Annotated in this window: 18 protein-coding genes and 1 riboswitch; of the genes, 6 read left to right on the top strand and 12 right to left on the bottom strand. The window is 69.8% G+C overall.

Annotated features, from left to right (window positions below; translation table 11 throughout):
- Positions 1 to 176: 176 nt before the first annotated feature.
- Positions 177 to 458 (top strand): HPr family phosphocarrier protein, encoded by a 282-nt coding sequence (locus tag CP981_RS28880; protein ID WP_026170334.1) that lies wholly within the window; start codon positions 177 to 179, stop codon positions 456 to 458.
- Between the two features lie 314 nt (positions 459 to 772).
- Here CP981_RS28880 and CP981_RS28875 read toward each other — a convergent pair whose 3' ends face one another.
- The 4 genes from CP981_RS28875 to CP981_RS28860 all read right to left on the bottom strand — a co-directional run bounded on the left by CP981_RS28875 (position 773) and on the right by CP981_RS28860 (position 5,664).
- A complete protein-coding gene (locus CP981_RS28875; RefSeq protein WP_085925299.1) occupies positions 773 to 1,462 on the bottom strand; it encodes a GntR family transcriptional regulator in 690 nt (229 codons plus the stop codon).
- Positions 1,463 to 1,722: 260 nt separating this feature from the next.
- Positions 1,723 to 2,523, bottom strand: coding sequence for a M23 family metallopeptidase (locus CP981_RS28870; RefSeq protein ID WP_085925298.1), 801 nt, complete (start codon positions 2,521 to 2,523; stop codon positions 1,723 to 1,725).
- A 12-nt stretch (positions 2,524 to 2,535) separates the two neighbouring features.
- Positions 2,536 to 2,691, bottom strand: a riboswitch (cyclic di-AMP (ydaO/yuaA leader).
- Positions 2,692 to 2,902: 211 nt separating this feature from the next.
- Positions 2,903 to 4,285: a M16 family metallopeptidase gene (locus CP981_RS28865; RefSeq protein WP_167536253.1), complete on the bottom strand. Its 1,383-nt coding sequence runs from the start codon at positions 4,283 to 4,285 to the stop codon at positions 2,903 to 2,905.
- 38 nt (positions 4,286 to 4,323) lie between these two features.
- Positions 4,324 to 5,664 carry a M16 family metallopeptidase gene (locus CP981_RS28860; protein ID WP_085925296.1) on the bottom strand — a complete coding sequence of 447 codons (1,341 nt, stop codon included), beginning with the start codon at positions 5,662 to 5,664 and terminating at the stop codon, positions 4,324 to 4,326.
- A 289-nt stretch (positions 5,665 to 5,953) separates the two neighbouring features.
- On the opposite strand from CP981_RS28860, the gene CP981_RS28855 reads away from it, so the two are divergent.
- Positions 5,954 to 8,401 carry a DNA gyrase/topoisomerase IV subunit A gene (locus CP981_RS28855; protein ID WP_085925295.1) on the top strand — a complete coding sequence of 816 codons (2,448 nt, stop codon included), beginning with the start codon at positions 5,954 to 5,956 and terminating at the stop codon, positions 8,399 to 8,401.
- Positions 8,402 to 8,465: 64 nt separating this feature from the next.
- Here the strand turns inward: CP981_RS28855 and CP981_RS28850 are convergent, their stop codons facing one another.
- Together CP981_RS28850 and CP981_RS28845 are read right to left on the bottom strand one after the other, a co-directional pair.
- On the bottom strand, positions 8,466 to 9,590 hold the full coding sequence (locus CP981_RS28850) for a CobW family GTP-binding protein (protein ID WP_085925294.1): 1,125 nt from the start codon (positions 9,588 to 9,590) through the stop codon (positions 8,466 to 8,468).
- Positions 9,591 to 9,705: 115 nt separating this feature from the next.
- The gene (locus CP981_RS28845) at positions 9,706 to 10,875 is read right to left on the bottom strand and encodes a citrate synthase/methylcitrate synthase (RefSeq protein WP_085925293.1); all 1,170 of its coding nucleotides are present in this window, start codon (positions 10,873 to 10,875) and stop codon (positions 9,706 to 9,708) included.
- 112 nt (positions 10,876 to 10,987) lie between these two features.
- Between CP981_RS28845 and CP981_RS28840 the strand changes: the two genes are divergently transcribed.
- The 4 genes from CP981_RS28840 to CP981_RS28825 all read left to right on the top strand — a co-directional run bounded on the left by CP981_RS28840 (position 10,988) and on the right by CP981_RS28825 (position 16,877).
- Positions 10,988 to 12,235, top strand: a complete 1,248-nt coding sequence (locus CP981_RS28840) for a citrate synthase (protein ID WP_085925292.1) — start codon at positions 10,988 to 10,990, stop codon at positions 12,233 to 12,235.
- Between the two features lie 193 nt (positions 12,236 to 12,428).
- Positions 12,429 to 13,430, top strand: a complete 1,002-nt coding sequence (locus tag CP981_RS28835; protein ID WP_085925291.1) for a sucrase ferredoxin — start codon at positions 12,429 to 12,431, stop codon at positions 13,428 to 13,430.
- 1,120 nt (positions 13,431 to 14,550) lie between these two features.
- Positions 14,551 to 16,206, top strand: coding sequence for an ATP-binding protein (locus CP981_RS28830; protein WP_085925305.1), 1,656 nt, complete (start codon positions 14,551 to 14,553; stop codon positions 16,204 to 16,206).
- Entirely contained in the window at positions 16,203 to 16,877 is a 675-nt protein-coding gene (locus tag CP981_RS28825; protein ID WP_085925290.1) for a response regulator, read from the top strand. Before CP981_RS28830 ends, CP981_RS28825 begins: the two co-directional genes overlap by 4 nt.
- Positions 16,878 to 16,991: 114 nt before the next feature.
- On the opposite strand, the gene CP981_RS28820 is transcribed toward CP981_RS28825, so the two are convergent.
- From CP981_RS28820 to CP981_RS28795, 6 genes are all read right to left on the bottom strand, one after another.
- Positions 16,992 to 18,596: a solute symporter family protein gene (locus tag CP981_RS28820; protein ID WP_085925289.1), complete on the bottom strand. Its 1,605-nt coding sequence runs from the start codon at positions 18,594 to 18,596 to the stop codon at positions 16,992 to 16,994.
- Positions 18,593 to 19,090: a DUF485 domain-containing protein gene (locus CP981_RS28815; protein ID WP_085925288.1), complete on the bottom strand. Its 498-nt coding sequence runs from the start codon at positions 19,088 to 19,090 to the stop codon at positions 18,593 to 18,595. Before CP981_RS28815 ends, CP981_RS28820 begins: the two co-directional genes overlap by 4 nt.
- Positions 19,091 to 19,197: 107 nt before the next feature.
- Complete coding sequence (locus CP981_RS28810) at positions 19,198 to 19,872, bottom strand: response regulator transcription factor (RefSeq protein WP_085925287.1); 675 nt, start codon at positions 19,870 to 19,872, stop codon at positions 19,198 to 19,200.
- The gene (locus CP981_RS28805) at positions 19,869 to 21,035 is read right to left on the bottom strand and encodes a sensor histidine kinase (RefSeq protein WP_085925286.1); all 1,167 of its coding nucleotides are present in this window, start codon (positions 21,033 to 21,035) and stop codon (positions 19,869 to 19,871) included. The genes CP981_RS28810 and CP981_RS28805 overlap by 4 nt, the downstream gene beginning before the upstream one ends.
- 30 nt (positions 21,036 to 21,065) lie before the next feature.
- Complete coding sequence (locus tag CP981_RS28800) at positions 21,066 to 21,554, bottom strand: DUF1453 family protein (protein WP_085925285.1); 489 nt, start codon at positions 21,552 to 21,554, stop codon at positions 21,066 to 21,068.
- Between the two features lie 156 nt (positions 21,555 to 21,710).
- The gene (locus tag CP981_RS28795) at positions 21,711 to 23,831 is read right to left on the bottom strand and encodes a DNA gyrase/topoisomerase IV subunit B (protein ID WP_085925284.1); all 2,121 of its coding nucleotides are present in this window, start codon (positions 23,829 to 23,831) and stop codon (positions 21,711 to 21,713) included.
- Positions 23,832 to 24,214: the final 383 nt, after the last annotated feature.

Genomic DNA, 24,214 nt, shown 5'->3' with positions numbered 1-24,214 from the left:
ACCCGGCGCGCGTACGCTCGGGGTGCGGGGCAGGCTGGGACCCCGTAGGACACACGGAATACCGGGCCTCCTCCGGGCCCCACGGCCGCGCAGGCCGCAACGCAGGGCTGGCGGACCACACCCGGCAGCGTGAGAGACTGGTCTAGACAACTGTCACGACTTTGAAGGGCAACACCATGGCAGAGCGCCGCGTCAATGTCGGTTGGGCCGAGGGCCTGCACGCCCGCCCCGCGTCGATCTTCGTCCGTGCGGCCACCGCCTCCGGCGTCCCGATGACGATCGCCAAGGCCGATGGCAACCCCGTCAACGCGGCCTCCATGCTCGCGGTCCTCGGTCTCGGCGCCCAGGGTGGCGAGGAGATCGTGCTGGCCTCCGACGCCGAGGGTGCCGAGGCGGCGCTGGACCGTCTCGCCAAGCTCGTCGCCGAGGGTCTCGAGGAGCTCCCCGAGACCGTCTGAGTCCGCCAGGACTTCTGCTGCATGCGGCGGCCCCGCAGCGGAAACCGGATCGGTTGCCGCTGCGGGGCCGTTTCGCTGCGCGCATTCCCCTCGGGGACGGATAGGTGGGAATTCCGGGACGCCCGCCATCCGGGGGCGATGGCGAACGATATTCGGGGTCGACCGCGATCTGAGAGCCACCCGCAAAGGCACACACCATTAAGCGCACGCAGCGCCGGCGGAAATAGGCACGCCAAATGCAGGCACGGATCGAATAACGTACCGCCACGCGCCGCAGCTGTCGATTTCGCGCCTCTTTGTATACGGGGCGATTGTTAAGGGCGGACGCGTGCCGTGTTGACGGGCCGTTTCGGATCCCTCACCTCGGGGGCGGTGGGGCGCCGCAGCCGGTAGACGGGGAGCGAGCGCTCGACATGAGCCGCCATCAGGGCGCGCGCCCGTTCCGCGTCTCCCCGGGCCACCGCGTCCAGCACCGCGCCGTGTTCGTCCCAGGACTCGCCGGCCCGGGACGGCGGTTCCACCGTGTACATCCACTCGATCTTGCGGCGCAGCTGGGTCAGCAGCGCGGTCAGGCTGGGGCTGCCGACCGCCTGAGCCAGCGTTTCGTGGAACCAGCCGTCCAGTTGGCGCAGATCCGCGGGGTTGCCGTGACGGGCCCGCTCGCGGCCGAGCCGTACCAGGCCGCGGAGCACCTTGAGGTGGGCCGGGCTGCGACGGGCGGCCGCGCGGGCGGCGCCCAGCGGCTCCAACAGGGCGCGGATGTCCAGGAGGTCGGCGGCCTCTTGCTCGGTGGGCTCGGCGACACAGGCGCCCGCGTGGTGGCGGGTGGTGATGAAGCCCTCGGACTGAAGGGTGCGCAGCGCTTCGCGCACCGGCACTCTGGAGACGCCGTAACGGGCCGCCAGGATCTCCTCGATCAGCCGGCTCCCCGGCGCCAGCGCACCGGAGACAATGTCGTCGCGAATCGCCGTGCACACCGCATGCGCGGAAATATGGCCTCGCATCTTCCGTGCCTCCGCCGTAATCCCCTGGAAACGCCGCCGGTCGGCGACTTTTCCGTGACTCTATTCGACCGGCACGGCTTTTCCGACGGCGCCTGGTTATTCATGGATAACTTTTGGCCGGAAGTCGCGGGCCCGCGGCGTAACCGGTGCGCGCACCGCACTCCGGATACGCCGGAGCCCCGGCCGTGGGACCGGGGCTCCGGAAGGACGCTCGGCGTGTGGCAGGCCCCGTAGGGGGCGCGGCACCGGCGCGACACGGATCAGACGTTGACGCCGTGCCCGCGCAGGTAGGAGACCGGGTCGATGTCCGAGCCGTAGTCGGCGCCGGTGCGGGCCTCGAAGTGCAGGTGCGGGCCGGTGACGTTGCCGGTGGCGCCGGAGAGGCCGATCTGCTGGCCCGGGGTGACCTGCTGGCCGACCGAGACACCGAGCGACGACAGGTGGCCGTACTGGGTGTACGTGCCGTCGTTCATCTTGATCACGATGTTGTTGCCGTACGAGCCGCCCCAGCCGGCCTCGACGACGGTGCCCGAGCCGACCGCGTGGACGCTGGTGCCGGAGGCCGCGTGGAAGTCGATGCCGGTGTGGCTGCCGGAGGACCACAGGCCGCTGGAGGCCTTGTAGGAGGTGGAGACGTAGGAGTCGGAAATCGGGGCGACGAAGGCGTTGAGGCGCTTGCGCTCCGCGTCGCGGGCGGCGCGCACCTTGGCCTCGTGGGCGGCCTTGGCCTTCTTCTTCGCCGCCTCGGCACGCCGCTTGGCCTCGTCGGCCTGCTTCTTGGCGACGGCCTCGGCCTTCGCCCGCGCCGCGGCGATCTCCGCGTCGGCCTGCTGCGCGTCGGCCTGGGCCTCGACACGGCTGGCGGTCTCGTCCCCCAGCACGACGGCCTGCTGGAGACCGGTGTCGTGCGGGCGTGCCTCGTCCGTCGCGGCCAGCGCCGGCGAGGCCACGGAAGCGACCACACCACCGGCCGCGAGGGTGGCTATGCCGGCGATGTTGCGGCCCGTCTTGACGGGACGGCTCGTGCGACGGTGCTTCCCGGTGGCACGGATGAACGCCATGTGCTGGCTTGTCCTTTCCCTCCTTCTCGCCTACCGGGTTAGCTGACGGGTTCGGAGCAGGAAGGTCTCCTACGGACTCCTCGGAGAGGAGCCCGATTCACCCCAAGGGACATATGGGTCCCCGGCTCCCCTGGCTCGCGCCGTACGGGGACTCGGCGATGACTGCCCGGTGCCACTGTTGTGGCGGACTTGTGACGAACAGCCGGACCGACGCTAAACGGGGCAACTTTCAATCGGCAAACAGATCAGCGCTTTTGTGCGGGATGCCACAAGAACCGCGGCACCAGCCGCGATAAACCGGACATACAGCGGCTCCCGTGGCCGATAAGCACCACGGGAGCCGCATGTCGATATATGACCTTCCGTCACCACGGCGGGGCTAGCCGCTGACGACGGTCACCTCACCGATGCCCAGCGCCTTGACCGGCTCGGCGATCTGTGCCGCATCGCCCACCAGGACCGTCACCAGCCGGTCCACGGGGAAGGCGTTGACCGCCGCCGCGGTCGCCTCGACCGTGCCGGTCTCCGCGAGGCGGGCGTACAACTGCGCCTGGAAGTCGTCCGGCAGCTGCTGCTCCACCTGGTCGGCCAGGGTGCCCGCGACGGCCGCCGCGGTCTCGTACTTCAGCGGCGCGACCCCGACGAGGTTCTGCACGGCGACATCCCGCTCCTCGTCCGTCAGCCCCTCTGCCGCGAGGGTGCGCAGCACCTTCCACAGGTCCTCGAGCGCCGGGACGGTGGAGCCGGTGTCCACCGAGCCGCTGATGGCCAGCAGGGCGGCGCCCGTGGACCCCTCGGGGGAGGTGGGGGCGGTGGAGCGCAGCACCTGGCCGAAGGCCCGCACTCCGTAGGTGTAGCCCTTCTCCTCCCGCAGCACGCGGTCCAGACGGGAGGTGAGGGTGCCGCCCAGGCAGTACGTGCCGAGGACCTGTGCGGGCCACACCCGGTCGTGCCGGTCGGCACCGATACGGCCGATGAGCAGCTGCGTCTGGACGGCCCCGGGGCGGTCCACGATCACCACCCGGCCGGTATCGTCGGCGACGATCGGCGCGGCCGTCAGCGGCTCGGCCGTGGAGCCGGTCCAGGCGCCGAGGGTGCCGGCGAGCGCCGCGTCGAGGTCGACGCCGGTGAGGTCACCGACGATGACGGCGGTGGCCGTGGCGGGCCGTACATGGGCGTCGTAGAAGGCACGGACGGCCGCGGCGTCGATGCGTGCGACGGTCTCCTCGGTGCCCTGCCGGGGCCGCGACATGCGGGCGGTGGCCGGGAACAGCTCCTTGGACAGCGCCATCGCGGCACGGCGGGCCGGGTTGGCGAGCTCGTGCGGAATCTCGTCGAGGCGGTTGCGGACCAGCCGCTCGACCTCGCTCTCCGGGAAGGCGGGCGCCCGCAGCGCGTCGGCGAGCAGGCCGAGCGCGCGGTTCAGCCGGGACACCGGCACTTCGAGGGAGACCCGTACGCCGGGGTGGTCGGCGTGCGCGTCCAGAGTGGCGCCGCAGCGTTCCAGCTCGGCGGCGAACTCCTCCGCGTCCAGCGTGTCGGTGCCCTCGGACAGCGCACGCGCCATGATCGTGGCGACGCCGTCCAGGCCCGCGGGCTCGGCATCCAGCGGCGCGACGAGATTGATCTCGACGGCGACGACCTGCTGGCCGGGACGGTGGCTCGTCAGGAGGGTGAGCCCGTTGGGGAGTTGGCTGCGCTCAGGGGCAGGGAAGGCCCACGGCTTGGGCGCGCCCCCCTGGGGCTGCGGGTGGAAGTCCATGGTGCTCACGGGGGAATCGGCGTGGGTGGTGGCGTCGCTCACTGGTCCGCCTTCCCTTCCTCGGTGTCGGCGGCGTCGGTCGGCTCGGTGGGCTCGTAGACGAGCACCGCGCGGTTGTCGGGGCGCAGCCGGGCCTTGGCGACGGCCTGCACCTCCTCCGGGGTGATGTCCAGCACGCGCTGGACGGCGGTCAGCGCGAGCTGCGGGTCACCGAACAGGACGGCGAAGCGGCACAGTTCGTCGGCGCGGCCGCTGACCGTGGCCAGCCGGTCGAGCCATTCGCGCTCCAGCTGGGCCTGCGCCCGCTCCATCTCTTCCGGCGTCGGCCCCTCGGCGGCGAACCGGGCCAGCTCCTCGTCGACCGCGCGCTCGATGTCGGGAACCTCGACCCCGCCGGACGTCTTCACGTCCAGCCAGCCCAGCGAGGGGGCGCCGGCCAGCCGCAGCAGGCCGAAGCCGGCCGCGACGGCGCTGCGGTCGCGGCGCACCAGCCGGTTGTACAGGCGCGAGGACTCGCCGCCGCCCAGGACAGTCAGCGCCAGGTCCCCGGCGTCCGCCTCACGGGTGCCGTCGTGCGGCAGGCGGTAGGCCGCCATCAGGGCGCGGGAGGGCACGTCCTCCTCGACGACCTCGCGCAGCTCGCCACCGAGGACGTCGGGCAGGGTGCCGTCCCGGGGCGGCTGCTTGCCGTCGTGCGAGGGGATCGAACCGAAGTACTTCTCGATCCAGGCCAGCGTCCGCTCGGGGTCGATGTCGCCGACGACCGACAGGACGGCGTTGTTGGGCGCGTAGTACGTGCGGAAGAACGCCCGCGCGTCCTCCAGGGACGCCGCGTCCAGATCGGCCATCGACCCGATGGGGGTGTGGTGGTACGGGTGGCCCTCCGGGTACGCCATGGCCGTCAGCTTCTCGAAGGCCGTGCCGTAGGGGACGTTGTCGTAGCGCTGGCGGCGCTCGTTCTTGACGACGTCGCGCTGGTTCTCCAGTGAGTCTTCGTCGAGCGCGGTCAGCAGCGAGCCCATCCGGTCCGCCTCCAGCCAGAGCGCGAGCTCCAGCTCATGGGCGGGCATGGTCTCGAAGTAGTTGGTGCGCTCGAAGCTCGTGGTGCCGTTGAGCGAACCGCCGGCGCCCTGCACCAGCTCGAAGTGGCCGTTGCCCTTCACCTGCGCGGAACCCTGGAACATCAGATGCTCGAAGAGGTGAGCCAGGCCCGTTCGGCCCTTGACCTCGTGGCGGGAGCCGACGTCGTACCAGAGGCACACCGCCGCCACCGGGGTCAGGTGGTCTTCGGAGAGCACCACGCGCAGGCCATTGGCCAGCCGGTGCTCGGTCGCTGTCAGGCCGCCGGAGCCGGCTTGTTCTGTGGCCGTGTGACCCATGGGCATGTACGTCCCTTCGATCCGCTTGCGAGGAAGTTCTGTCACTGTATGCAAGCGCGTCGGCATCTGGCGAAGTTCCCGTCCGACCGGCCCCGAACGTACGCCGCGCTCGGCTCCAGCGGGGCCGAAGGGGGAGTCGCGGTCGGCGTTGTCAGTGGCGCGGTCCACAATGGTCCGCGTCAGACTCAGACATACTCGCGGGTCGATCCCCCAGCTGGTTGACCCGACTGGTTGACCCGACGCTTTCCCGACATCGGCAGTAGACGCAGCAGAAGGAGCCGCAGCCGCGATGGCCCGCCGCAGCACGAAGACCCCGCCGCCGGACGACTTCGAGGAGAGGATCCTCGACATCGACGTCGTCGACGAGATGCAGGGTTCCTTCCTTGAGTACGCGTATTCGGTCATCTACTCGCGCGCCTTGCCGGACGCCCGCGACGGTCTCAAGCCCGTGCACCGCCGCATTCTGTACCAGATGAACGAAATGGGGCTGCGCCCCGACCGCGGCTACGTCAAGTGCGCCCGCGTCGTCGGCGAGGTGATGGGTAAGCTCCACCCGCACGGTGACGCATCGATCTACGACGCGCTGGTGCGCATGGCGCAGCCGTTCTCCATGCGGCTGCCGCTGGTGGACGGCCACGGCAACTTCGGTTCCCTGGGCAATGACGACCCGCCCGCCGCGATGCGGTACACCGAGTGCCGGATGGCCTCCGCCACGTCCCTGATGACGGAGTCCATCGACGAGGACACCGTCGACTTCTCGCCGAACTACGACGGCCAGGAGCAGGAACCGGCAGCCCTCCCCGCCGCGTACCCGAACCTCCTGGTCAACGGCGCCTCCGGCATCGCCGTCGGTATGGCGACGAACATGCCGCCGCACAACCTCGGCGAAGTCATCGCCGCGGCCCGGCATCTGATCAAGCACCCCAACGCCGATCTCGACACCCTGATGCGCTTCGTGCCGGGTCCCGATCTGCCCACGGGCGGCCGGATCGTGGGTCTCGGCGGCGTACGGGACGCGTACGAGAAGGGCCGAGGCACGTTCAAGATCCGTGCGACGGTCACCGTGGAGAACGTCACCGCCCGCCGCAAGGGCCTGGTCGTCACCGAACTCCCCTTCACCGTCGGCCCCGAGAAGGTCATCTCCAAGATCAAGGACCTGGTCGGGTCGAAGAAGCTCCAGGGCATCGCCGACGTCAAGGACCTCACCGACCGCGAACACGGCCTGCGGCTGGTGATCGAGGTCAAGAACGGCTTCAACCCCGAGGCCGTATTGGAGCAGCTCTACAAGCTCACGCCGATGGAGGAGTCCTTCGGCATCAACAACGTCGCGCTGGTGGACGGCCAGCCGCTGACGCTGGGCCTCAAGGAACTGCTGGAGGTCTATGTCGACCACCGCTTCAATGTGGTGCGCCGGCGCAGCGAGTTCCGGCGGACCAAGCGGCGCGACCGTCTCCACCTGGTCGAGGGCCTGCTGACGGCCCTGGTGGACATCGATGAGGTCATCCGCCTCATCCGCTCCAGCGAGAACAGCGCACAGGCCAAGGAGCGGCTGATCGAGCGCTTCTCGCTGAGCGACATCCAGACGCAGTACATCCTCGACACCCCGCTGCGCCGGCTGACCAAGTTCGACCGTATCGAGCTGGAGTCGGAGCGTGACCGGCTTCAGGACGAGATCGAGAAGCTGACGGTGATCCTGGAGTCGGACACCGAGCTGCGCAAGCTGGTCTCCAACGAGCTGGCCGCGGTCGCGAAGAAGTACGGCACGGACCGGCGGACGGTCCTGCTGGAGTCGGCGGGCCCCGCGGTCGGGGCGGTGCCGCTGGAGGTCTCCGACGACCCGTGCCGGGTGCTGCTCTCCTCGACCGGGCTGCTGGCGCGCACGGTCACCGGGGACATGACCTTCGACGTCGACGCCAAGCGCGTCAAGCACGATGTGATCGTTTCGGCGGTGCCGGCGACGACCCGTGGCGAGGTGGGGGCGGTGACGTCCCTGGGCCGACTGCTGCGGATCTCGGTGATCGACCTGCCGCAGCTCCCGGAGACCGCGGCGGCGCCGAGCCTCTCCGGTGGCGCGCAGCTTTCGGAGTTCCTCACTCTGGAGGACGGCGAGGAGCTGGTCTGTCTGACCACGCTGGACGAGTCTTCACCGGGCCTGGCGCTCGGCACGGAACAGGGCGTCGTCAAGCGGATGGTGCCCGACTACCCCGCCAACAAGGAGGAGTTGGAGGTCATCACCCTCAGGGAGGGCGACCGCATCGTCGGCGCGGTCGAGCTGCGCACCGGTGACGAGGACCTGGTCTTCATCACCAACGAGGCGCAGCTGCTGCGCTATCCGGCGTCACAGGTGCGGCCGCAGGGCCGCCCGGCGGGCGGTATGACGGGCATCAAGCTGGGCGAGGGCGCGAAGGTGATCTCGTTCGCCGCGGTCGACCCGGCCACCGACGCCATGGTGTTCACGATCGCCGGCTCGCACGGCACGCTGGACGACTCAGTGGCGACGGCCAAGCTCACCCCGTTCGACCAGTACCCGCGCAAGGGCCGGGCGACCGGCGGGGTGCGCTGTCAGCGGTTCCTGAAGGGCGAGGACTGTCTGACCCAGGCGTGGGCGGTGCCCGCTCCGGTACGGGCCGCGGACGCCAAGGGCAGTCCGGTGGAGCTGCCGGAGGTGGATCCGCGCCGGGACGGCTCGGGAGTGCCGCTGACGAAGTCGGTGGCGGCGCTGGCGGGGCCGGTGTAACCGCTAGCCGCGAGGGCAGACGTGGCCGACGCCGTCGGGCCGGTGGAGAACCGGCCCGGCGGCGTCACGCGTCTTCGGCTTCCTCGTCTGCTGCCACGTACCGCAGCACACCCCACATGCTGTTCGGATCGGCTTCCGAGGGTGCGCTGTCCCGGCAGCTCTCCAGCTCCTTGCGCAGGGCCGGGGCGTCGATACCGCTGCCGATCATGACGAGCTGGGTGCACCGCTCCTCGCCCTTCGGCCACGGCGCGGGGTAGAAGCGCAGGAAGTCCCCGACGGCGTGCACCGTGAACTTCTGGCGGTTCTCCGGGACGTCGAAGTGGACGAAGCCCTTGATGCGGTACAGGCCGGCCGGGCGGCTGTCGAGGAAGCCCATGAGGCGGCGCGGGTGCATCGGCTCGGCGGAGGTGAACTCCACGCTTTCGTAGGCGGCGTGCAGGTGACCTGCGTGGTGTGTGTGGCCGGGGTGGCCGCACTCACCGGGGTGTCCGCAGTGGTCGTCGGAGTCATCGGCGGGAGCCCCGTTCGCCGCGGCCTCGCGCAGCAGGTCCTCGAAGGACAGCTGGCGAACGGCCGCGTCGAGGTCCTCACCCGGTCCGCGGTCGAAGAACAGCTCGGGATCGACCCTCCCGTATGCGGTGCTGATCACCGGGCGGCCGGGAGCCAGGTCGGCAAGCGTGTCCATGAGTGACCGCCGCGCCGCGTCGCCGATGCGATCGGCCTTGTTGAGCACCACGATGTCGGCGATGGCCACATGCCGGTCCAGTTCGGGATGCCGGGCCCGGGTGTCGTCGAACTCCGCGGCGTCGACGACCTCGATCAGCCCGCCGTAGACGATCCGGTCGTTGTCGCTGGCCAGGATCATCCGGATGAGTTCCTGCGGCTCGGCCAGTCCGCTGGCCTCGATGACGATCACATCGATACGGGCGGCGGGGCGGGCCAGCCGCTCCAGGTAGGTGTCCAGCTCGCTGGTGTCGACCGCACAGCACAGACAGCCGTTGCCGAGCGAGACCATCGAGTCGACCTGCCCGGCGACAGTCATGGCATCGATCTCGATGCTGCCGAAGTCATTGACGATCGCCCCGATCCGGGTGCCGTCACCGTTGCCCAGCAGGTGGTTGAGGAGGGTGGTCTTGCCCGACCCCAGGAAGCCCGCGAGCACGACGACCGGGATCTGTTGCGTGGCCAAGGGAGCGCCTCCATGGTGCGGGTGGCGGGCCGCGCGGACCGGCGGCGGACGAGCTGTCGATCGTAACGGACCGTCGGCGCCGCGGGCCCGGCTCGGCCCCCTGCCGCCTCGCCCGCTAGCGGGGTACGACGCCGGGCACCGGCTGCGGCGGGGGCGGCCCGACATACCGGGCCGCGGGTCGGATGATCTTCGAATCCTGGGCCTGCTCCAGGATGTTGGCGCTCCAGCCGACCACCCTGGCCGCGCAGAAGGTGGGTGTGAACATCTCGCGCGGCAGCCCGCACAGCTCCATGACGACCCCCGCGTAGAGCTCCACATTGATGTGCAGCTCACGGCCGGGCTTGAGCTCGGCCAGCAGCTCTTCGACCCTCGCCTCCACCTGGACGGCGAATTCCACCAGCGGGCCACCGAACCGCTCGGCGATGCCTCGCAGCATCCGGGAGCGCGGGTCCTCGGTGCGGTAGACGGAGTGGCCGAACCCCATGATCCGGTCGCCACGCTGCACGCGGTCACGGATCCATGCATCGATGCGGTCGGGGGTGCCGATGGCGTCGAGCATGTCCAGGGCGCGGCTGGGCGCGCCGCCGTGCAACGGTCCGGAGAGCGCACCGACGGCGCCGACGAGACAGGCCGCGAGGTCGGCACCGGTGGAGGTGATGACACGTGCGGTGAAGGTCGAGGCGTTGAAGCCGTGGTCGATGGTGGAGATCAGATACGCCTCGATGGCCCGCACCTGCTCCGGCTCCGGCTCGTCACCGGTGAGCATGTAGAGGTAGTTGGCCGCGTGGCCGAGGTCCGCGCGCGGCTCGACGGGCGCCAGGCCCTGGCCGAGGCGGTGCAGCGCGGTGATCAGGGTCGGGACGGCGGCGCAGGCGGCAAGCGCGTCAGCACGGCGGCGGCCGGCGTCGAGGTCGTACAGCGGCCGGAAGCCCGCCGTCGCGCCGAGCAGCGACAGCGCGGTGCGGAGCCCGGCGAGCGGACCGGAGAGCGCACCGGCATGGGCGAGGGCGGGCAGCGCGTCCCGCACGGCCGCGGGCAGCGTGCGCAGCGCGGCGGTCTCGGCCTTGAACGCCGCCAGCTGCGCGGCGTCGGGCAGCTCCCCGTGGAACATCAGGTACCAGACGTCCTCGAAGCTGCGGGCGGTGGCCAGCTCGACGGCGGAGTACTGGCGGTAGTGGTAGAAGCCCTCGGTGCCCCGTACGTCGCCCAGTTGGGTCTCGGTGACGATGACGCCCGCAAGCCCCCGGGGAGCGTCGATCGGTGCGTTCACCTCAGCGGTCGGCATGGCTGCTCTCCTTGCTCTTCCTCACCCGAATATTGATCCGACTGTCTATGCTTGACTCAACACTTGTCAATGTTGATTGAATCAATATGGATGGTCTGGATACGGTGACCTCATGGCGGATCGAGAAGCAGCACAGGATGCCGGCGGGCAGCGACTGAGCACCCGGGAGGCGGCCGACCGGCTCGGCGTGAAGCCGGAGACGGTGTATGCCTACGTCAGTCGCGGCCAGCTGACCAGCCGCCGCGAGCCGGGCAGCCGCGGCAGCACGTTCGACGCGAAGGAGGTCGACGCGCTCGCCCGCCGTGCCGGACGCCGCGAACCTCCTTCCTCCGGTGGCGAGTTGGCGGTCCGTACAGGCATCACACTGATCGACCGCGACCACTGCTACTTCCGTGGCGTCGACACCTCGGAACTCGCCGCCCACTACCGCTACGAGGAAGTCGCCGAATGGCTGTGGACCGGCGAGCTGCGGCCCGGCATTCGCTTCACAGCACCGCAGGACGCCCTGGCCGCCGCCCAACGAGCCGTCCAGGCACTGCCGGCCCACAGCGGACCGATGGACCGGCTACGGGTCGCCGTGATCGCCGCCGCGGCCGCCGACCCCCTGCGCTTCGACCTGTCCGAGGACACTGTCGTGGAGACCGCCCGCACCCTCATCCCGACCCTTGTCGACGCCTTGCCGTCACACACCCCGAAGCAATGCACTGCCGACTCACTCGCGCCTCGCCTCTGGTCACGGCTGACCACCGAGCCGGCCGACGCCGCGGCACTCCGCGTCTTGGACGCCGCCCTCGTCCTGCTCATCGACCACGACCTCGCCGCCTCGACCTGCGCGGTCCGGGTCGCCGCCTCGGCCCGTGCCCATCCGTACGCGATCGTCTCGGCCGGCTACGGGGCCCTGGACGGCGTGCTGCACGGCGCGGCGAGCGGGCTCGCCCACCGGATGCTGCTGGAGGTGCTGGACCGCGGCAGCGCGGCTGCCGTCGTCGCCGACCACCTACGGGCCGGCCGCCGGGTACCGGGCCTCGGCCACCCCCTCTACAACAGCGAGGACCCACGGGCCCGCACCCTCTTCGAGCTCCTGGAAGACGTGCCCCGGGCCCGCCTCGCCTTGGAGGCCGCCCACCAAGTGATCACCACAACGGCCCGGCACACGGACTTGCACGCCAACGTCGACCTGGCCTTGGCCGTACTGACCGTCTCGACGGGCATGCCGACCGAGGCAGGCGAAACCATCTTCGCCATCTCCCGCACGGCCGGCTGGATCGCCCACGCCCTGGAGGAATACGCCGAACGCCCTCTCCGCATGCGCCCCAGCGGCCAGTACCACGGTCCCCGCCCGCCACAACCGTTGCCGTGACAGGCAGCCGCGAGTGAGGTACCGGGCAGTGCCGACCCTGACGCCACCAGCGAAACGCGTGGGCGTCGATATTGGCATCGCCGGAACTCACGCGGTGGGACACCCGCTAACGCTTGGGCCCTTCCGCTCGCTCTCGTCCCCTGGATGCCCACCCGAGAGCCGACTCGCGGCGGATGAGGTTAGGCTCACCTATGTGAGTACCTGCGCCACCGCTTCCCGTGAATCGGCCGAATCGCTCGCCGGAACCGCGGCGCCTGCCCGGACCTGGCTGCTCATCGAGCAAACAGGACCCTGGGGCGCCCATGCACTGACGAACAGTCACCTGGATCCTGATGTCGGCCGGGCCCTCGAAGCCGCGGCTGAGGGGACAGGCGTACGCGTCGCCCTTATCCGGCGGCCGGGACGCCACGCCGACTGCCACGAAACCTCCCGGCGGCGAATGTTCCTCGCCCACACCGCCCCGGGACGCTCCTGGATCCGCACGACCACCGTCACCGACCCACGGGCCGCCCTCGACCTGGACTTCTCGGCCCTGGGTGGGGGAGAGCATCGCGGTCTGTGGGAGCCGTACATCGGTGAGCCGCTGGTTCTCGTCTGCACCAACGGCAAGCGGGACCGCTGCTGTGCCCTGCTCGGCCGCCCGCTCGCGGCCGAGCTCGCCGCCGACGGGTCCGAGGTCTGGGAGGTCACCCACATCGGTGGCCACCGCTTCTCCCCCACCCTCTTCGTCCTCCCCTATGGCTACGCCTACGGACGAGCCTCGGCGCCCTTGGTCAAGGAGGCCGTGGAGGCGGCGCGCGACGGACGGATCACGAGCGATCACTGCCGCGGTCGCTCGGCCTGGGACCGGCCGGGCCAGGCCGCTGACCTTGCCGTCCGCGGGCTGATCGGGGAGGACCGGGCGGACGCACTCGACGTCGTACGGACCGACCCGATGTGGCCCGAACCCAAGTCGGCCGACAGCCGGACGCCCAGCAGCGCGACGGTCGGGGGAGCCTCCCCTGCCTGGGTCGTTACTGTCGCGCACTCCGACGGGCGTGCCTGGCAGGTGGCCGTCGAACAGCGCGCCGACGGCGCTGCGGCGCCCGCTAGCTGTGGTGCGCCGCTCGGTCCACCGGCGCGTATGGCGGTTGTCTCCATCACTGCGGCGAACAGCATGCTTCACGGGACGCCCCAGGCCGCCGCCAGTAGGTGATCTCGCCGGCTTGCCCTGACAGTCCGCAAGCCCTCCAACAGCCTTTGCTTCCCCCACCCGCGCGAGGTGCGGGGCTTCGCGCTTGCCGGGCCGATGGTCATGTGTGGGCCGGCTGCCCCGGCCACCTGACGCCGGGCCCGGCTCGTCAGTGCCGTCCCCCGGTAGCGCAGAGTTCCCCCAGGACCAGGTGAAGCGGCAGACGAAACGCACTGACCAACTGTGTCGAGCCCGCAAAGCCCCGCCTCGGCGGCTGAACCGTACGCCGCTTACCCCCTTCCACCGCTGCCGCCATGCACCGCAGCCATCCCCCGCCGACCTCATCGCCGCTCCCTCCTACGCACCCGCGCGCCTCACCCTCGTCTTGGCGGTCCTGACCGCCCCACACAAGGCCCCAATAGGCCTCACCACGCGAGGCTAAGCGCGCACACTCCGCACCCGAAAGGCCTGTGGATAACTCCTCCCAGCGCTCCTCCGGCCTTGCCTACGCACACCTGACCTGCGCCTTCCGCCCGACGGGCAGTCGCCGGGCAAGCAGCCGGCCGAGACGACGCCGACACATCGGTAGCCTCCTGCTGGGGGGCGCCTGGATGAACCGGAGGCTAAAAGCCACAAGCAGGACGAGCCGACCATGGCAGCCGTGAGTCGCGCCATCGTCCTCGTGTGGCCGCTGGCGTCATGGCATGGGCGATCGTGATGACACGGGGGATCTTGGTGTTCGCCTTGGTTAGGCGACAGCGCGGCGAGGCACGCATCCGACCCTGGCCCCAGGCTCGGGAGCGGAGATGTCACATCCCAGTCGCCGCCCGGACACCCTCCGAATTCCCTCCATCAGGTATTACCCACGCGACCACCGCCGCGCTTACTGTTCGTTCGTATGGGCGAAAAGGGAGACTCGGTTCCACGCCCGAGCGGTGCAGAGCCCTCGGGTTTCGCACCGTTTCCCACCGCCACGCCAGGCCCCGGCACGACTACCGACAGACCAGGCAGAGCCCCAGATGCGGCCGACAGACGACCGGCCGCTGAGACCACGGCCTCGGTCAACCAAGAGCCGGCCGCCCCGAGGCCGCGCCGTACCCGGCCACGGCTGGGCTGGCCGCGGCGGGTGTTCTCCCAGGTCCTGATGGTTCAGCTAGCCATCGCTGCCGGTGTCACCGCACTGGCAACCGGCCTGTTCCTTGCCCCGCTCAGTGCGCAGCTCGACGACCAGGCGATGCGCCGCGCTCTCGCGATAGCGCAGACCACCGCGGCTGAGACACACCTCGACGACGCCCTGGAGTCCTCCCGCCCGACGCGCCATGGACCTGTGCAGAACGAGGCAGAGCGGATTCGCGCCGCCACCGGCGCCGAGTACGTGGTGATCATGGACAAGCGGGGTGTGCGCTGGTCCCACACCGACCCTGACGAGATCGGGCGGCATGTCTCGACTGATCCGAGCGCCGCGCTCTCCGGCCAGGACGTCATGCAGATCGACGAGGGCACCCTCGGCCGGTCCGCGCGCGGAAAGGTCCCGCTCCGCGACGAGGACGGCAAGGTCGTGGGAGCCGTCTCCGTCGGCATCGCGTACGAAAGCGTGCAGGAACGGCTGCTCTCCACCGTTCCCCAGCTGCTCGCCTACGCGGGAGGGACACTCGCCGTGGGCGCTCTCGCCGCCTATCTCGTTTCCCGCCGCCTCCAGCGCCGCACCCATGACCTGGCCTTCTCTGACATCTCCGCGTTGCTGGCCGAGCGGGAGGCGATGCTGCACGGCATCCGTGAGGGGTTCCTCGCGCTCGACAAGCACGGGCGCATCCGTCTCATGAATGACGAGGCGCAGCGCCTCCTGGATCTCCGCGCCGAGGACACCGGACGCTCCCTGGAAGCAGCCCTGCCGCCGGGCCGCACCACCGATGTTCTGGCCGGTCGGGTGTCGGGGGCGGACCTGCTGGCCGTCAGTGGGCAGCGAGTCCTGGTGGCGAACCGCATGCCGACCGATGACGGCGGTGCTGTGGTCACCCTGCGCGACCGCACCGAACTGGAGCGGCTGGGGCGCGAGCTGGACGGCACCCGTGGCCTCATCGACGCTCTCCGCGCCCAGGACCACGAGCACGCCAACCGGCTGCACACCTTGCTCGGTCTGCTCGAACTCGGGCTGCATGAGGAAGCCGTCGAGTTTGTGACACAGGCTGTGGGGGTGCATCGCGTGACCGCCGAGCAGGTCACCGAGCGCGTCCACGATCCGCTGCTCGCCGCCCTCCTGGTGGGCAAGGCCACCGTCGCCACCGAGCGCGGCGTCTCCTTGAGCGTCTCTCCCGATACCCACCTGCCCGACCGTCTGGTCGACCCGCCCAGCCTGGTCACCATCCTTGGGAACCTCGTCGACAACGCCTTGGACGCCACATCGGGTGAGCGCGACGCCCAACTGGAGGCGGAGATCCGCGCTGACGGCCGGACCGCTGTGGTGCGTGTCAGCGACAACGGACCGGGCGTGCCCGAGGAACGTCGCGCGGAAATCTTCACCGAGGGATGGACGACCAAGGAGCCACCCGCCCACGGGCAGCGCGGCATCGGCCTGGCGCTCGTTCGCAGACTCGCCGAGCGCTACGGAGGCAGCGCCGAGGTCGGCGAGCGCCCCGGTGGCGGTGCGGTATTCACCGTGACGGTCCCCGACGCACTGTCCGAGGAGCTTCCCGAGCCCCGTGAAACAGCCCCGCAGAATGCAACCCGGGACACCCACGCCACCAGATGGGCTGTAGCACGCTCTCGCCGCCCCGAAGATGCCACGGAGGCGGGCCGATGATCGACGTACTGGTCGTGGACGACGATGTGCACGTCGCGAAGATCAATGCGGCATACGTCGCCAAAATCGAGGGGTTCCGTGTCAGTTGCCTCGCGCACACCGCTGCGGAAGCCCTCACCGCCCTCGAGACGCACCCTGTCGACCTGATCCTCCTGGACCACTACCTCCCCGACAGAACGGGCCTTCAACTGGTCAGCGAGCTGCGGCGTCGCGGTCTGCTCACCGACGTGATCATGGTGACTGCGGCGCGCGATATCGCCACTGTGCAGGCAGCGATGCGCCACGGGGCGTTGCAGTACCTCGTCAAGCCATTCACCTTCGCGGGCCTGCGCTCCAAGTTGGAGGGTTACGCGGCACTGCACCGCACGTTTGCGGGCGGCGGGCAGGCGGAGCAGTCCGAAGTGGACCGGATCTTCGGGGCGTTGGGAGCCGCCAACGCCGGCTCCGCCGAATTGCCGAAGGGGCACTCCACCGCCACCGCCGACCGCGTCCGCTTGGTGCTGCGCTCCGCGGACGCCCCGCTGTCCGCGCAAGACGTCGCCCTACAGGCCAGCCTGAGTCGGCAGACCGCCCAGCGCTACCTCAAACTCTTGGAACGCGCCGGGCGGGTGCGCCTCACACTCAGGTACGGCGAGACCGGTCGCCCCGAGCACCGCTACGAGTGGGTCTAGGCCTTCACCAGGGCCATACGAAGGCGGGGCGACGGCCCCTGGGAGAGGCACTTGCCCCGCCCCATCCGACCCTCCCTTGGCGGGCATGTCCGCCGCTGCCCCACCGGGAACGCCCTAAGCCGCCCCCGCCCCCGTGAGCGCCCGTACCTCCGTCTCCGCGTGCCGTGCCGCGTCGGCGGCCTCTGGGGAGAGCACCGTCCCCAGCCAGCCCATCAGGAAGCCCAGCGGGATCGACACAACACCGGGGTTGTCGAGCGGGAAGACGGCGAAGTCCAGTCCGGGGAAGAGGGCCTCCGGGCTTCCTGAGACCACCGGCGAGAGGATGACCAGGGTGATCGCAGGGATCAGACCGCCATATACGGACCACACCGCGCCCCGGGTCGTGAAGCGTCGCCAGAAGAGGGTGAACAGCAAGACAGGCAGGTTGGCCGACGCGGCGACGGCGAATGCCAGCCCCACCAGGAAGGCCACGTTCAAGTCCTGGGCGAGCAGGGCGAGGCCGATGGCGACCGCGCCAACGGCCACCGCCGCGATGCGCGCAACGGCCACCTCGGCGCGCTGGGCGTCCTGTGCCGTGTCACGCGGGCGTCGTAGGGCGGCATACAGGTCGTGCGCTACGGAGGCCGACGACGCAAGTGTGATGCCGGCGACCACGGCCAGGATGGTGGCGAACGCGACCGCGGCCACCACGGCGAAGAGCACCGTCCCTCCGGTAGAACCGGCGCCGCCCCCCAGGTCGAGGGCGAGCAGCGGGACAGCGGTGTTGCCTGCCGAATTGGACGCGCGGACGGCGTCACTGCCAAGTACTGCGGCGGCACCGAACCCGAGCACGATGGTCATCAGGTAGAAGCCACCGATCAGACCGATGGACCATACGACGGAGCGACGAGCGGAGCGCGCCGTGGGCACGGTGTAGAAGCGGGAGAGGATGTGCGGCAGCCCGGCCGTGCCCAGGACGAGTGCGATGCCCAGGCTGATGAAGTCGAGCCGCGAGGTCCAGTCGCCACCGTATTTGAGACCGGGCGCGAGGAAGTCGCGGCCGTGGCCGCTGCGTTCGGCGGCGGTGTTCAGCAGTGCGTTGATGTCGCCGTGGAAGCGGACCAGTACCAGGACGGTCAGTGCGACCGCTCCTCCCATGAGGAGCACGGCTTTGACGACCTGGATCCAGGTCGTGGCCCGCATACCGCCAAAGGCGACGTAGACCACCATCAGGGCCCCGACCCCGATCACCATCCAGGTACGGGCCTGCTGGCCCGCGCTCCCCACGAGCAGCGCGACCAGACTGCCGGCACCGACCATCTGCGCCACCAGGTAGAGCACGGACACGGTGACGGAGGCAGCGCCGGCCGCGACACGGACGGGGCGTTCCCGCATCCGGGCGGCGACCACATCGGCAAGAGTGAACCTGCCGCAGTTGCGGACCAGTTCGGCCACGAGAAACAGGACGATGAGCCAGGCGACGAGAAAGCCGACCGAGTACAGCAGGCCGTCGTATCCGAAGAGGGCGATGAGTCCGGAGATGCCGAGGAAGGATGCGGCGGACATGTAGTCCCCCGCGATGGCGAATCCGTTCTCCATGGGTGAGAAGAGTCTTCCGCCCGCGTAGAACTCCTCGGTGGAACCGCGCCTGCGGCGGCTCACCCAGGTGGTGATCGCCAGGGTGACGGCGATGAACACGCTGAACAAGAGCAGCGCGAGGGTCTGGTGGTCACCGGTCACCGGGTGTTCCCTCCGGTCAGTTCCTGGGTTTCCCAGCGGATGTCGAGCGCCGCACTGTCCCTGCGCAGCCGCGCATGGCGCGCGTACGCCCAGGTGAGCAGGAAGGTGGTGGCGAACTGGCCGAGTCCGGCGAGCATCGCGACGTTCAGGGCGCCTGCGACGCGGTGGGCCATGAGATCCGGCGCGGCGATCGCCGCGATCACGTAGGCGAGGTACCAAGCCAGGAAGACCACCGTGCCCGGCAGGACGAAGCGCCGGTAGCGGCGACGCACCTCTTGGAAGGCCGCGCTTCGCTGCACCGCCAGGTAGACCTCGTCATGCGGCGCTGACCGCGATCCCGGTACCGGTGGCGGTGGCTGCGTGCCACCCCACCCGTCCGTTGTCTCCGCCGCGTCGTCCAGTTCGCCCCACCCGGAGGCGAGAGTGTCGTACCAGGGGTCGTCGAGCCGTAGGGCCCCTGGGTCACCGACCGAGCGGCCGTCCTGCTTGTCCACCGAACTCTCCTTGATGCACGGGGCTGTTGTCCGTGCGGCCCAAGGGTGGACAGAAAGGGAGATCCGGGATGCTTCATTGCGAATCCTTCACCCCATCAGGTGAGGAGTCACCCGGGCGGCAGTGCGAGACCTTGGCGGTAGGCGTAGTGGATGGCCTGGGCCCGGCCGCGTAGCCCCGCTTTGGCGAAGAGATTGTTGATGTGGGTCTTCACGGTCGCCGTGGAAACGTGAAGCGTGCGCGCGATCTCGGGATTGGAGTGTCCCGCGGCGATCAGCCGCAGCACCTCCACCTCACGGGCGGTCAGCCCGTCAGGCGGCTCGTCCGGCGGACGCGCCCAGGGACTCACGGGTTCTGTGAAGCGCTCCAGGAGCCTGCGCTGGATCTTGGGCGACAGGCCGGCCTCGCCTGAGAGCACATCGTCGATGGCACGGACGATCTCATCACCGTCGGCGTCCTTGGTCAGGTAGCCGCGCGCACCGGCCTGGAGAGCGGGAAAGAGCGACTCGTCGTCCGCATAGGTGGTGAGCACCACGACCTGGGTACCGGGGTGCTCGAGACGGATGCGTCGGGTGGCCTCGACGCCGTCGCAGCGTGGCATCCGCAGATCCATCAGGACGACGTCGGGGGCGAGGTCCGCGACGAGGCAGATCGCTTCCGCGCCGTCCGCGGCCGATCCGACGACCTCGATACCCGGCAGCAGCCCCAGCAGCATCACGATTCCCTCGCGCACCACCGTCTGGTCGTCGGCGACCACGACCCGTGTCACCGTGCGCTCCGTCATGCCGGCACCCGCAACCTCACCACGAAACCGTCTCCATCAGGGCCGGACTCCAGCGTTCCACCGAGGAGTTCCGCGCGCTCCCGCATTCCGGGCAGACCGTACCCGGAGCCGCTCTTGGCGAGCTCACCGGGCTTGCCAGGGCCACCGAAGTCGCGCACCTCAAGTCCCACGTCGCCGGTTCGGTACTCCAGCCGCACGCTCACCCGGGCTCCCGGAGCATGCTTGCGCACGTTCGTCAGCGCCTCCTGGGCGACCCTGCGGACCGCGAGGCCCGCTTCGGCCGGCACGGTGCGGGCCTCACCCGTCACTTTCAGCTGAGCGCCCTCAGCGGCGGTCAGGCGGCTCAGGAAGTCCTCGACCGGGATCATCTCCCCACGCAGCGCGGAAAGCGCCTCACGGGTGCCTTCCAGCCCTTCTCGGGCCATCCCCCGGCACGCCGTGACCCGCTCCAGGAGCTGGTCACGGTCGGCCTCGAGGTCAGCGCTGTGCTGGATGAGCAGCCGTACCGCCTCCAGGTGCACCAGTTGGGCGCTGAGGCTGTGGGCGAGCACGTCGTGGATCTCCCGTGCGATCCGCCCGCGTTCGGTGAGCGCCGCCGATTCGGCCTCCGCCTTGTGGGCCGCCCGTTCCTGGGCCAGCAGCCGCTGGGCATTGCCGCGCGCCTCGGCGTCCAGCCGCATGACGTAGCCCGCCAGCGCCAGGCCCACGGTGGCGGCGGTGGTCGCCACCCAGCCGCCGTTGTTCATCGCCGCGTACGCACCCAGGGCGGCGGCGGAGAACGGCAGGGCGACATTCAGTGGCAGCCGCTCCATGGCGGTGATGGCGCAGGCGCACCACAGGACGATCGCGGGCACCCGCGCCCCGGCGAGGTCGAAGCCGAAGGCCGCGGCCTCCAAGAGGGCGAACAAGCCGATGGACGGCCACAGACGGCGCGCCAGTGTGGTGCGATAGAGGGCGCGGAAGGCCAGGACGGTGCCGACCATGCCGACGCCCGCCGCTGCCAGACCCCAGCCGGTGAACGCCCGCCCTGCCAGGGTGGTCCACATCAGGACCACGACCACGACGGCACGCACCGCCCGGCGGATCCACATCCGGGCGCCGGTCATCCCTTCGGGGGACAGCGACTCCCGCAGTGGCCAGCTCGTCCAGGAGTTCAGCAACACGTACGGTCCTTCCCCGGCGTGCTCACGGCCTCAGCCCGCGACGGGGACACGGTACTTCTGCTGCGCCGCTTGGGCCCGCCACAGGGTGGCCCCTCCACGGGTCAGCAGCATTGCGGCCACGGAGAGCATGGTGGTCGCGCTGCCCTGGTGGACGCCCATGGCCGCGGCGATGCCCAGGAGGCCGAGGCGCAGCAGCAGACCGCAGAGCCACACGCCGGCCGCCGCCCAGCCGCCCTTGGTCCACACGACACCGTCCGCGTCGGTCCAGATGCGCGTCGTCCGGGCCCAGCCCACGCCGCAGGCCAGCCCGATCAAGACCTCCACACCGAGCAGGGCGGCGGACGCCGTGTGGTGTACGGGGTCCAGAAGGCCTGGCTCCCGCACCGCCATGACCGTCAGGACGAGCGGTATCAGCCACCACGTCTTGCTCTCCGAAGTGACACGTTGCGCCTTGAACTGACGGGCGAACACCAGCGCAACAGCCGCGGTGATCACAACGATGTTGAGCAAACCGCTCATGACCTGGCCCTCCTGGGGACGGGGAATTCGACCGTCCCGACGCTACGGAGCGGCGCTGCCGCCCGGATCGGAGCCAGGGTGGGCCTCGGGTGGAAACGGCGACGGGCGCCTGTCCACCCAGGGGTGGAGAGGCGCCCGTCGGGAGCTGTGGCCCCCTTAGGTATCGATGCGCGAACGGTCCAGAGTGGACGCGGAGTTGGTGATGAACTCCTTACGGGGGGCGACTTCGTTGCCCATGAGGAGATCGAAGGCCTTCTCCGCCGCTTCGAGGTCGCTGATGTTGATGCGACGCAGGGTGCGGTGGCGCGGGTCCATGGTCGTCTCGGCGAGCTGGTCGGCGTCCATCTCACCCAGGCCCTTGTAGCGCTGGATGCTGTCCTTGTAGCGGACCTTCTTGCGCTGGAGTTCGAGCAGGGTCTGGCGCAGCTCGTTGTCCGAGTACGTGTAGATGTACTTTTCCTGGCCCTTTTTGGGGTTGATCAGCTCGACGCGGTGGAGCGGCGGGACGGCGGAGAACACCCGGCCCTGTTCGACCATCGGGCGCATGTAGCGCTGGAAGAGGGTCAGCAGCAGGCAGCGGATGTGGGCGCCGTCGACGTCCGCGTCGGCCAGGAAGATGACCTTGCCGTAGCGGGCGGTGTCGATGTCGAACGTACGGCCCGAGCCGGCCCCTATGACCTGGATGATGGCGCCGCACTCGGCGTTCTTGAGCATGTCCGAAACCGATGACTTCTGGACATTCAGAATCTTGCCGCGGATCGGCAGCAGGGCCTGGAACTCCGAATTGCGCGCCAGCTTGGCGGTGCCCAGCGCCGAGTCTCCCTCGACGATGAACAGCTCACTGCGGTCGACGTCGTCGCTCCGGCAGTCCGCGAGCTTGGCCGGCAGCGAGGAGGATTCCAGCGCCGTCTTCCGCCGCTGGGCCTCCTTGTGCTGACGGGCGGCGATGCGTGTCCGGGCCGCGGCGACGATCTTCTCCAGGACGGCGCGCGCCTGCTGCTTGTCGTCCCGCTTCGTGGAGGTCAGGAACGCCTTGAGTTCCCGGCTCACCACCTGGGCAACGATCCGCGCGGCGGCGGAGGTGCCGAGCACCTCCTTGGTCTGCCCTTCGAACTGCGGCTCCGCGAGCCGTACGGTCACGACGGCGGTGAGGCCCTCTATGGCGTCGTCCTTGACGACATCGTCCTCAGCGACCCGGAGCAGTTTGCTCGACCGCAGCACCTCGTTGACGGTCTTCGCGACCGACCGCTCGAAACCGGAGACGTGGGTGCCGCCCTTGGGCGTCGCGATGATGTTGACGAACGACTTGACCGTCGCGTCGTAGCCGGTACCCCAGCGGAGCGCGACATCGACGCCCAGTTCCCGGGTGACCTCGGTCGGCGTCATGTGACCACGGTCGTCGAGGACCGGCACGGTCTCCTTGAAGGTCCCCTGGCCGGTCAGCCGGAGCACGTCGCAGACGGCCTTGTCCTGCGCGAGGTACTCGCAGAATTCGCTGATGCCGCCGTCGTAGCGGAACGTCTCTTCGGTCTTTCCGGCGCCGTCGATGCCGCGCTCGTCACGGACCACAAGGGTCAGGCCCGGCACGAGGAAGGCCGTCTGGCGGGCGCGGGCGTGCAGCGTCTCCAGGGAGAGCTTGGCGTCCTTGAGGAAGATCTGCCGGTCGGCCCAGTAGCGCACCCGGGTGCCGGTCTTCGTCTTGGCGATCCGCTTGCCCTTGAGCAGGCCGTTGCCCGGATCGAAGGGGGCGTCGGGACCGGATTCGGTGAAGATCCCGGGGACGCCGCGGCGGAAGCTGATCGAATGCGTCTTGCTGTTGCGGTCCACCTCGACGTCCAGCCGGGCGGACAGCGCGTTGACGACCGAGGCGCCGACGCCGTGCAGGCCGCCGGAGGCCGCGTACGAGCCGCCGCCGAACTTTCCGCCGGCGTGCAGCTTGGTCATCACGACCTCGACGCCGCTGAGGCCGGTCTTGGGCTCGACATCGACGGGGATGCCCCGGCCGTTGTCCCTGACCTCCACCGACCCGTCGTCGTGGAGGATCACCTCGATGTGATCGCAGTAGCCGCCCAGTGCCTCGTCGACGGAGTTGTCGATGATCTCCCAGAGGCAGTGCATCAACCCCCGGCTGTCCGTCGAGCCGATATACATGCCGGGGCGCTTGCGGACGGCTTCGAGCCCCTCGAGGACGAGCAGATGCCGCGCGGTGTAGTTGGAACCGTCCCGGTCTGCCCCGGTCAGCACTGCGGTGGACGGCACGGACATCTCGGCGGTCACGCGGTTCGCTCCTCGCTGAATTTCTGGCAGTCCGCATTCCGCGGACTCGGTTGTGGCGGTGTCGCCGGTCAGAGGGTACCGAGGCCTGGTAGAGCCGATGTGACGCCACCCGTAAGCATGGCCATGGTAGTAGAATTTCGCTCGTACGTTCGATCCCCCGTTGGGGTGACGTCCGAGTGACGTGCACATCACGTTCCCTTCGAGGCATGAACCATTTAGGCTCCGGGCACGTCCTCATCAACAACCGGCAAGCCAGCCGGGGGGACAGACCAACAACCAACGTGAATCAGACCACCAAGCAATACGGCTCATTCGCCGCCACCCGGCAGCACCCGGCCCCCTCGAAGAAATTTTTCGAGGAAAAGGCACGAGCGGGAACGTTT

The organism is Streptomyces platensis (assembly GCF_008704855.1).
In the GTDB taxonomy this organism is placed as follows: Bacteria; Actinomycetota; Actinomycetes; order Streptomycetales; family Streptomycetaceae; genus Streptomyces; species Streptomyces platensis.
This window is presented reverse-complemented; position numbering and strand designations above follow the sequence as displayed.

What these genes read in the sequence shown, in the direction of transcription:
- CP981_RS28880 (WP_026170334.1), top strand. Translation starts at nt 177, where the DNA reads ATGGCAGAGCGCCGCGTCAATGTCGGTTGGGCCGAGGGCCTGCACGCC.
- CP981_RS28855 (WP_085925295.1), top strand. Translation starts at nt 5,954, where the DNA reads ATGGCCCGCCGCAGCACGAAGACCCCGCCGCCGGACGACTTCGAGGAG.
- CP981_RS28875 (WP_085925299.1), bottom strand. Translation starts at nt 1,462, where the DNA reads ATGCGAGGCCATATTTCCGCGCATGCGGTGTGCACGGCGATTCGCGAC.
- CP981_RS28870 (WP_085925298.1), bottom strand. Translation starts at nt 2,523, where the DNA reads ATGGCGTTCATCCGTGCCACCGGGAAGCACCGTCGCACGAGCCGTCCC.
- CP981_RS28830 (WP_085925305.1), top strand. Translation starts at nt 14,551, where the DNA reads ATGGTTCAGCTAGCCATCGCTGCCGGTGTCACCGCACTGGCAACCGGC.
- CP981_RS28840 (WP_085925292.1), top strand. Translation starts at nt 10,988, where the DNA reads ATGGCGGATCGAGAAGCAGCACAGGATGCCGGCGGGCAGCGACTGAGC.
- CP981_RS28865 (WP_167536253.1), bottom strand. Translation starts at nt 4,285, where the DNA reads ATGGACTTCCACCCGCAGCCCCAGGGGGGCGCGCCCAAGCCGTGGGCC.
- CP981_RS28825 (WP_085925290.1), top strand. Translation starts at nt 16,203, where the DNA reads ATGATCGACGTACTGGTCGTGGACGACGATGTGCACGTCGCGAAGATC.
- CP981_RS28810 (WP_085925287.1), bottom strand. Translation starts at nt 19,872, where the DNA reads ATGACGGAGCGCACGGTGACACGGGTCGTGGTCGCCGACGACCAGACG.
- CP981_RS28800 (WP_085925285.1), bottom strand. Translation starts at nt 21,554, where the DNA reads ATGAGCGGTTTGCTCAACATCGTTGTGATCACCGCGGCTGTTGCGCTG.
- CP981_RS28845 (WP_085925293.1), bottom strand. Translation starts at nt 10,875, where the DNA reads ATGCCGACCGCTGAGGTGAACGCACCGATCGACGCTCCCCGGGGGCTT.
- CP981_RS28860 (WP_085925296.1), bottom strand. Translation starts at nt 5,664, where the DNA reads ATGGGTCACACGGCCACAGAACAAGCCGGCTCCGGCGGCCTGACAGCG.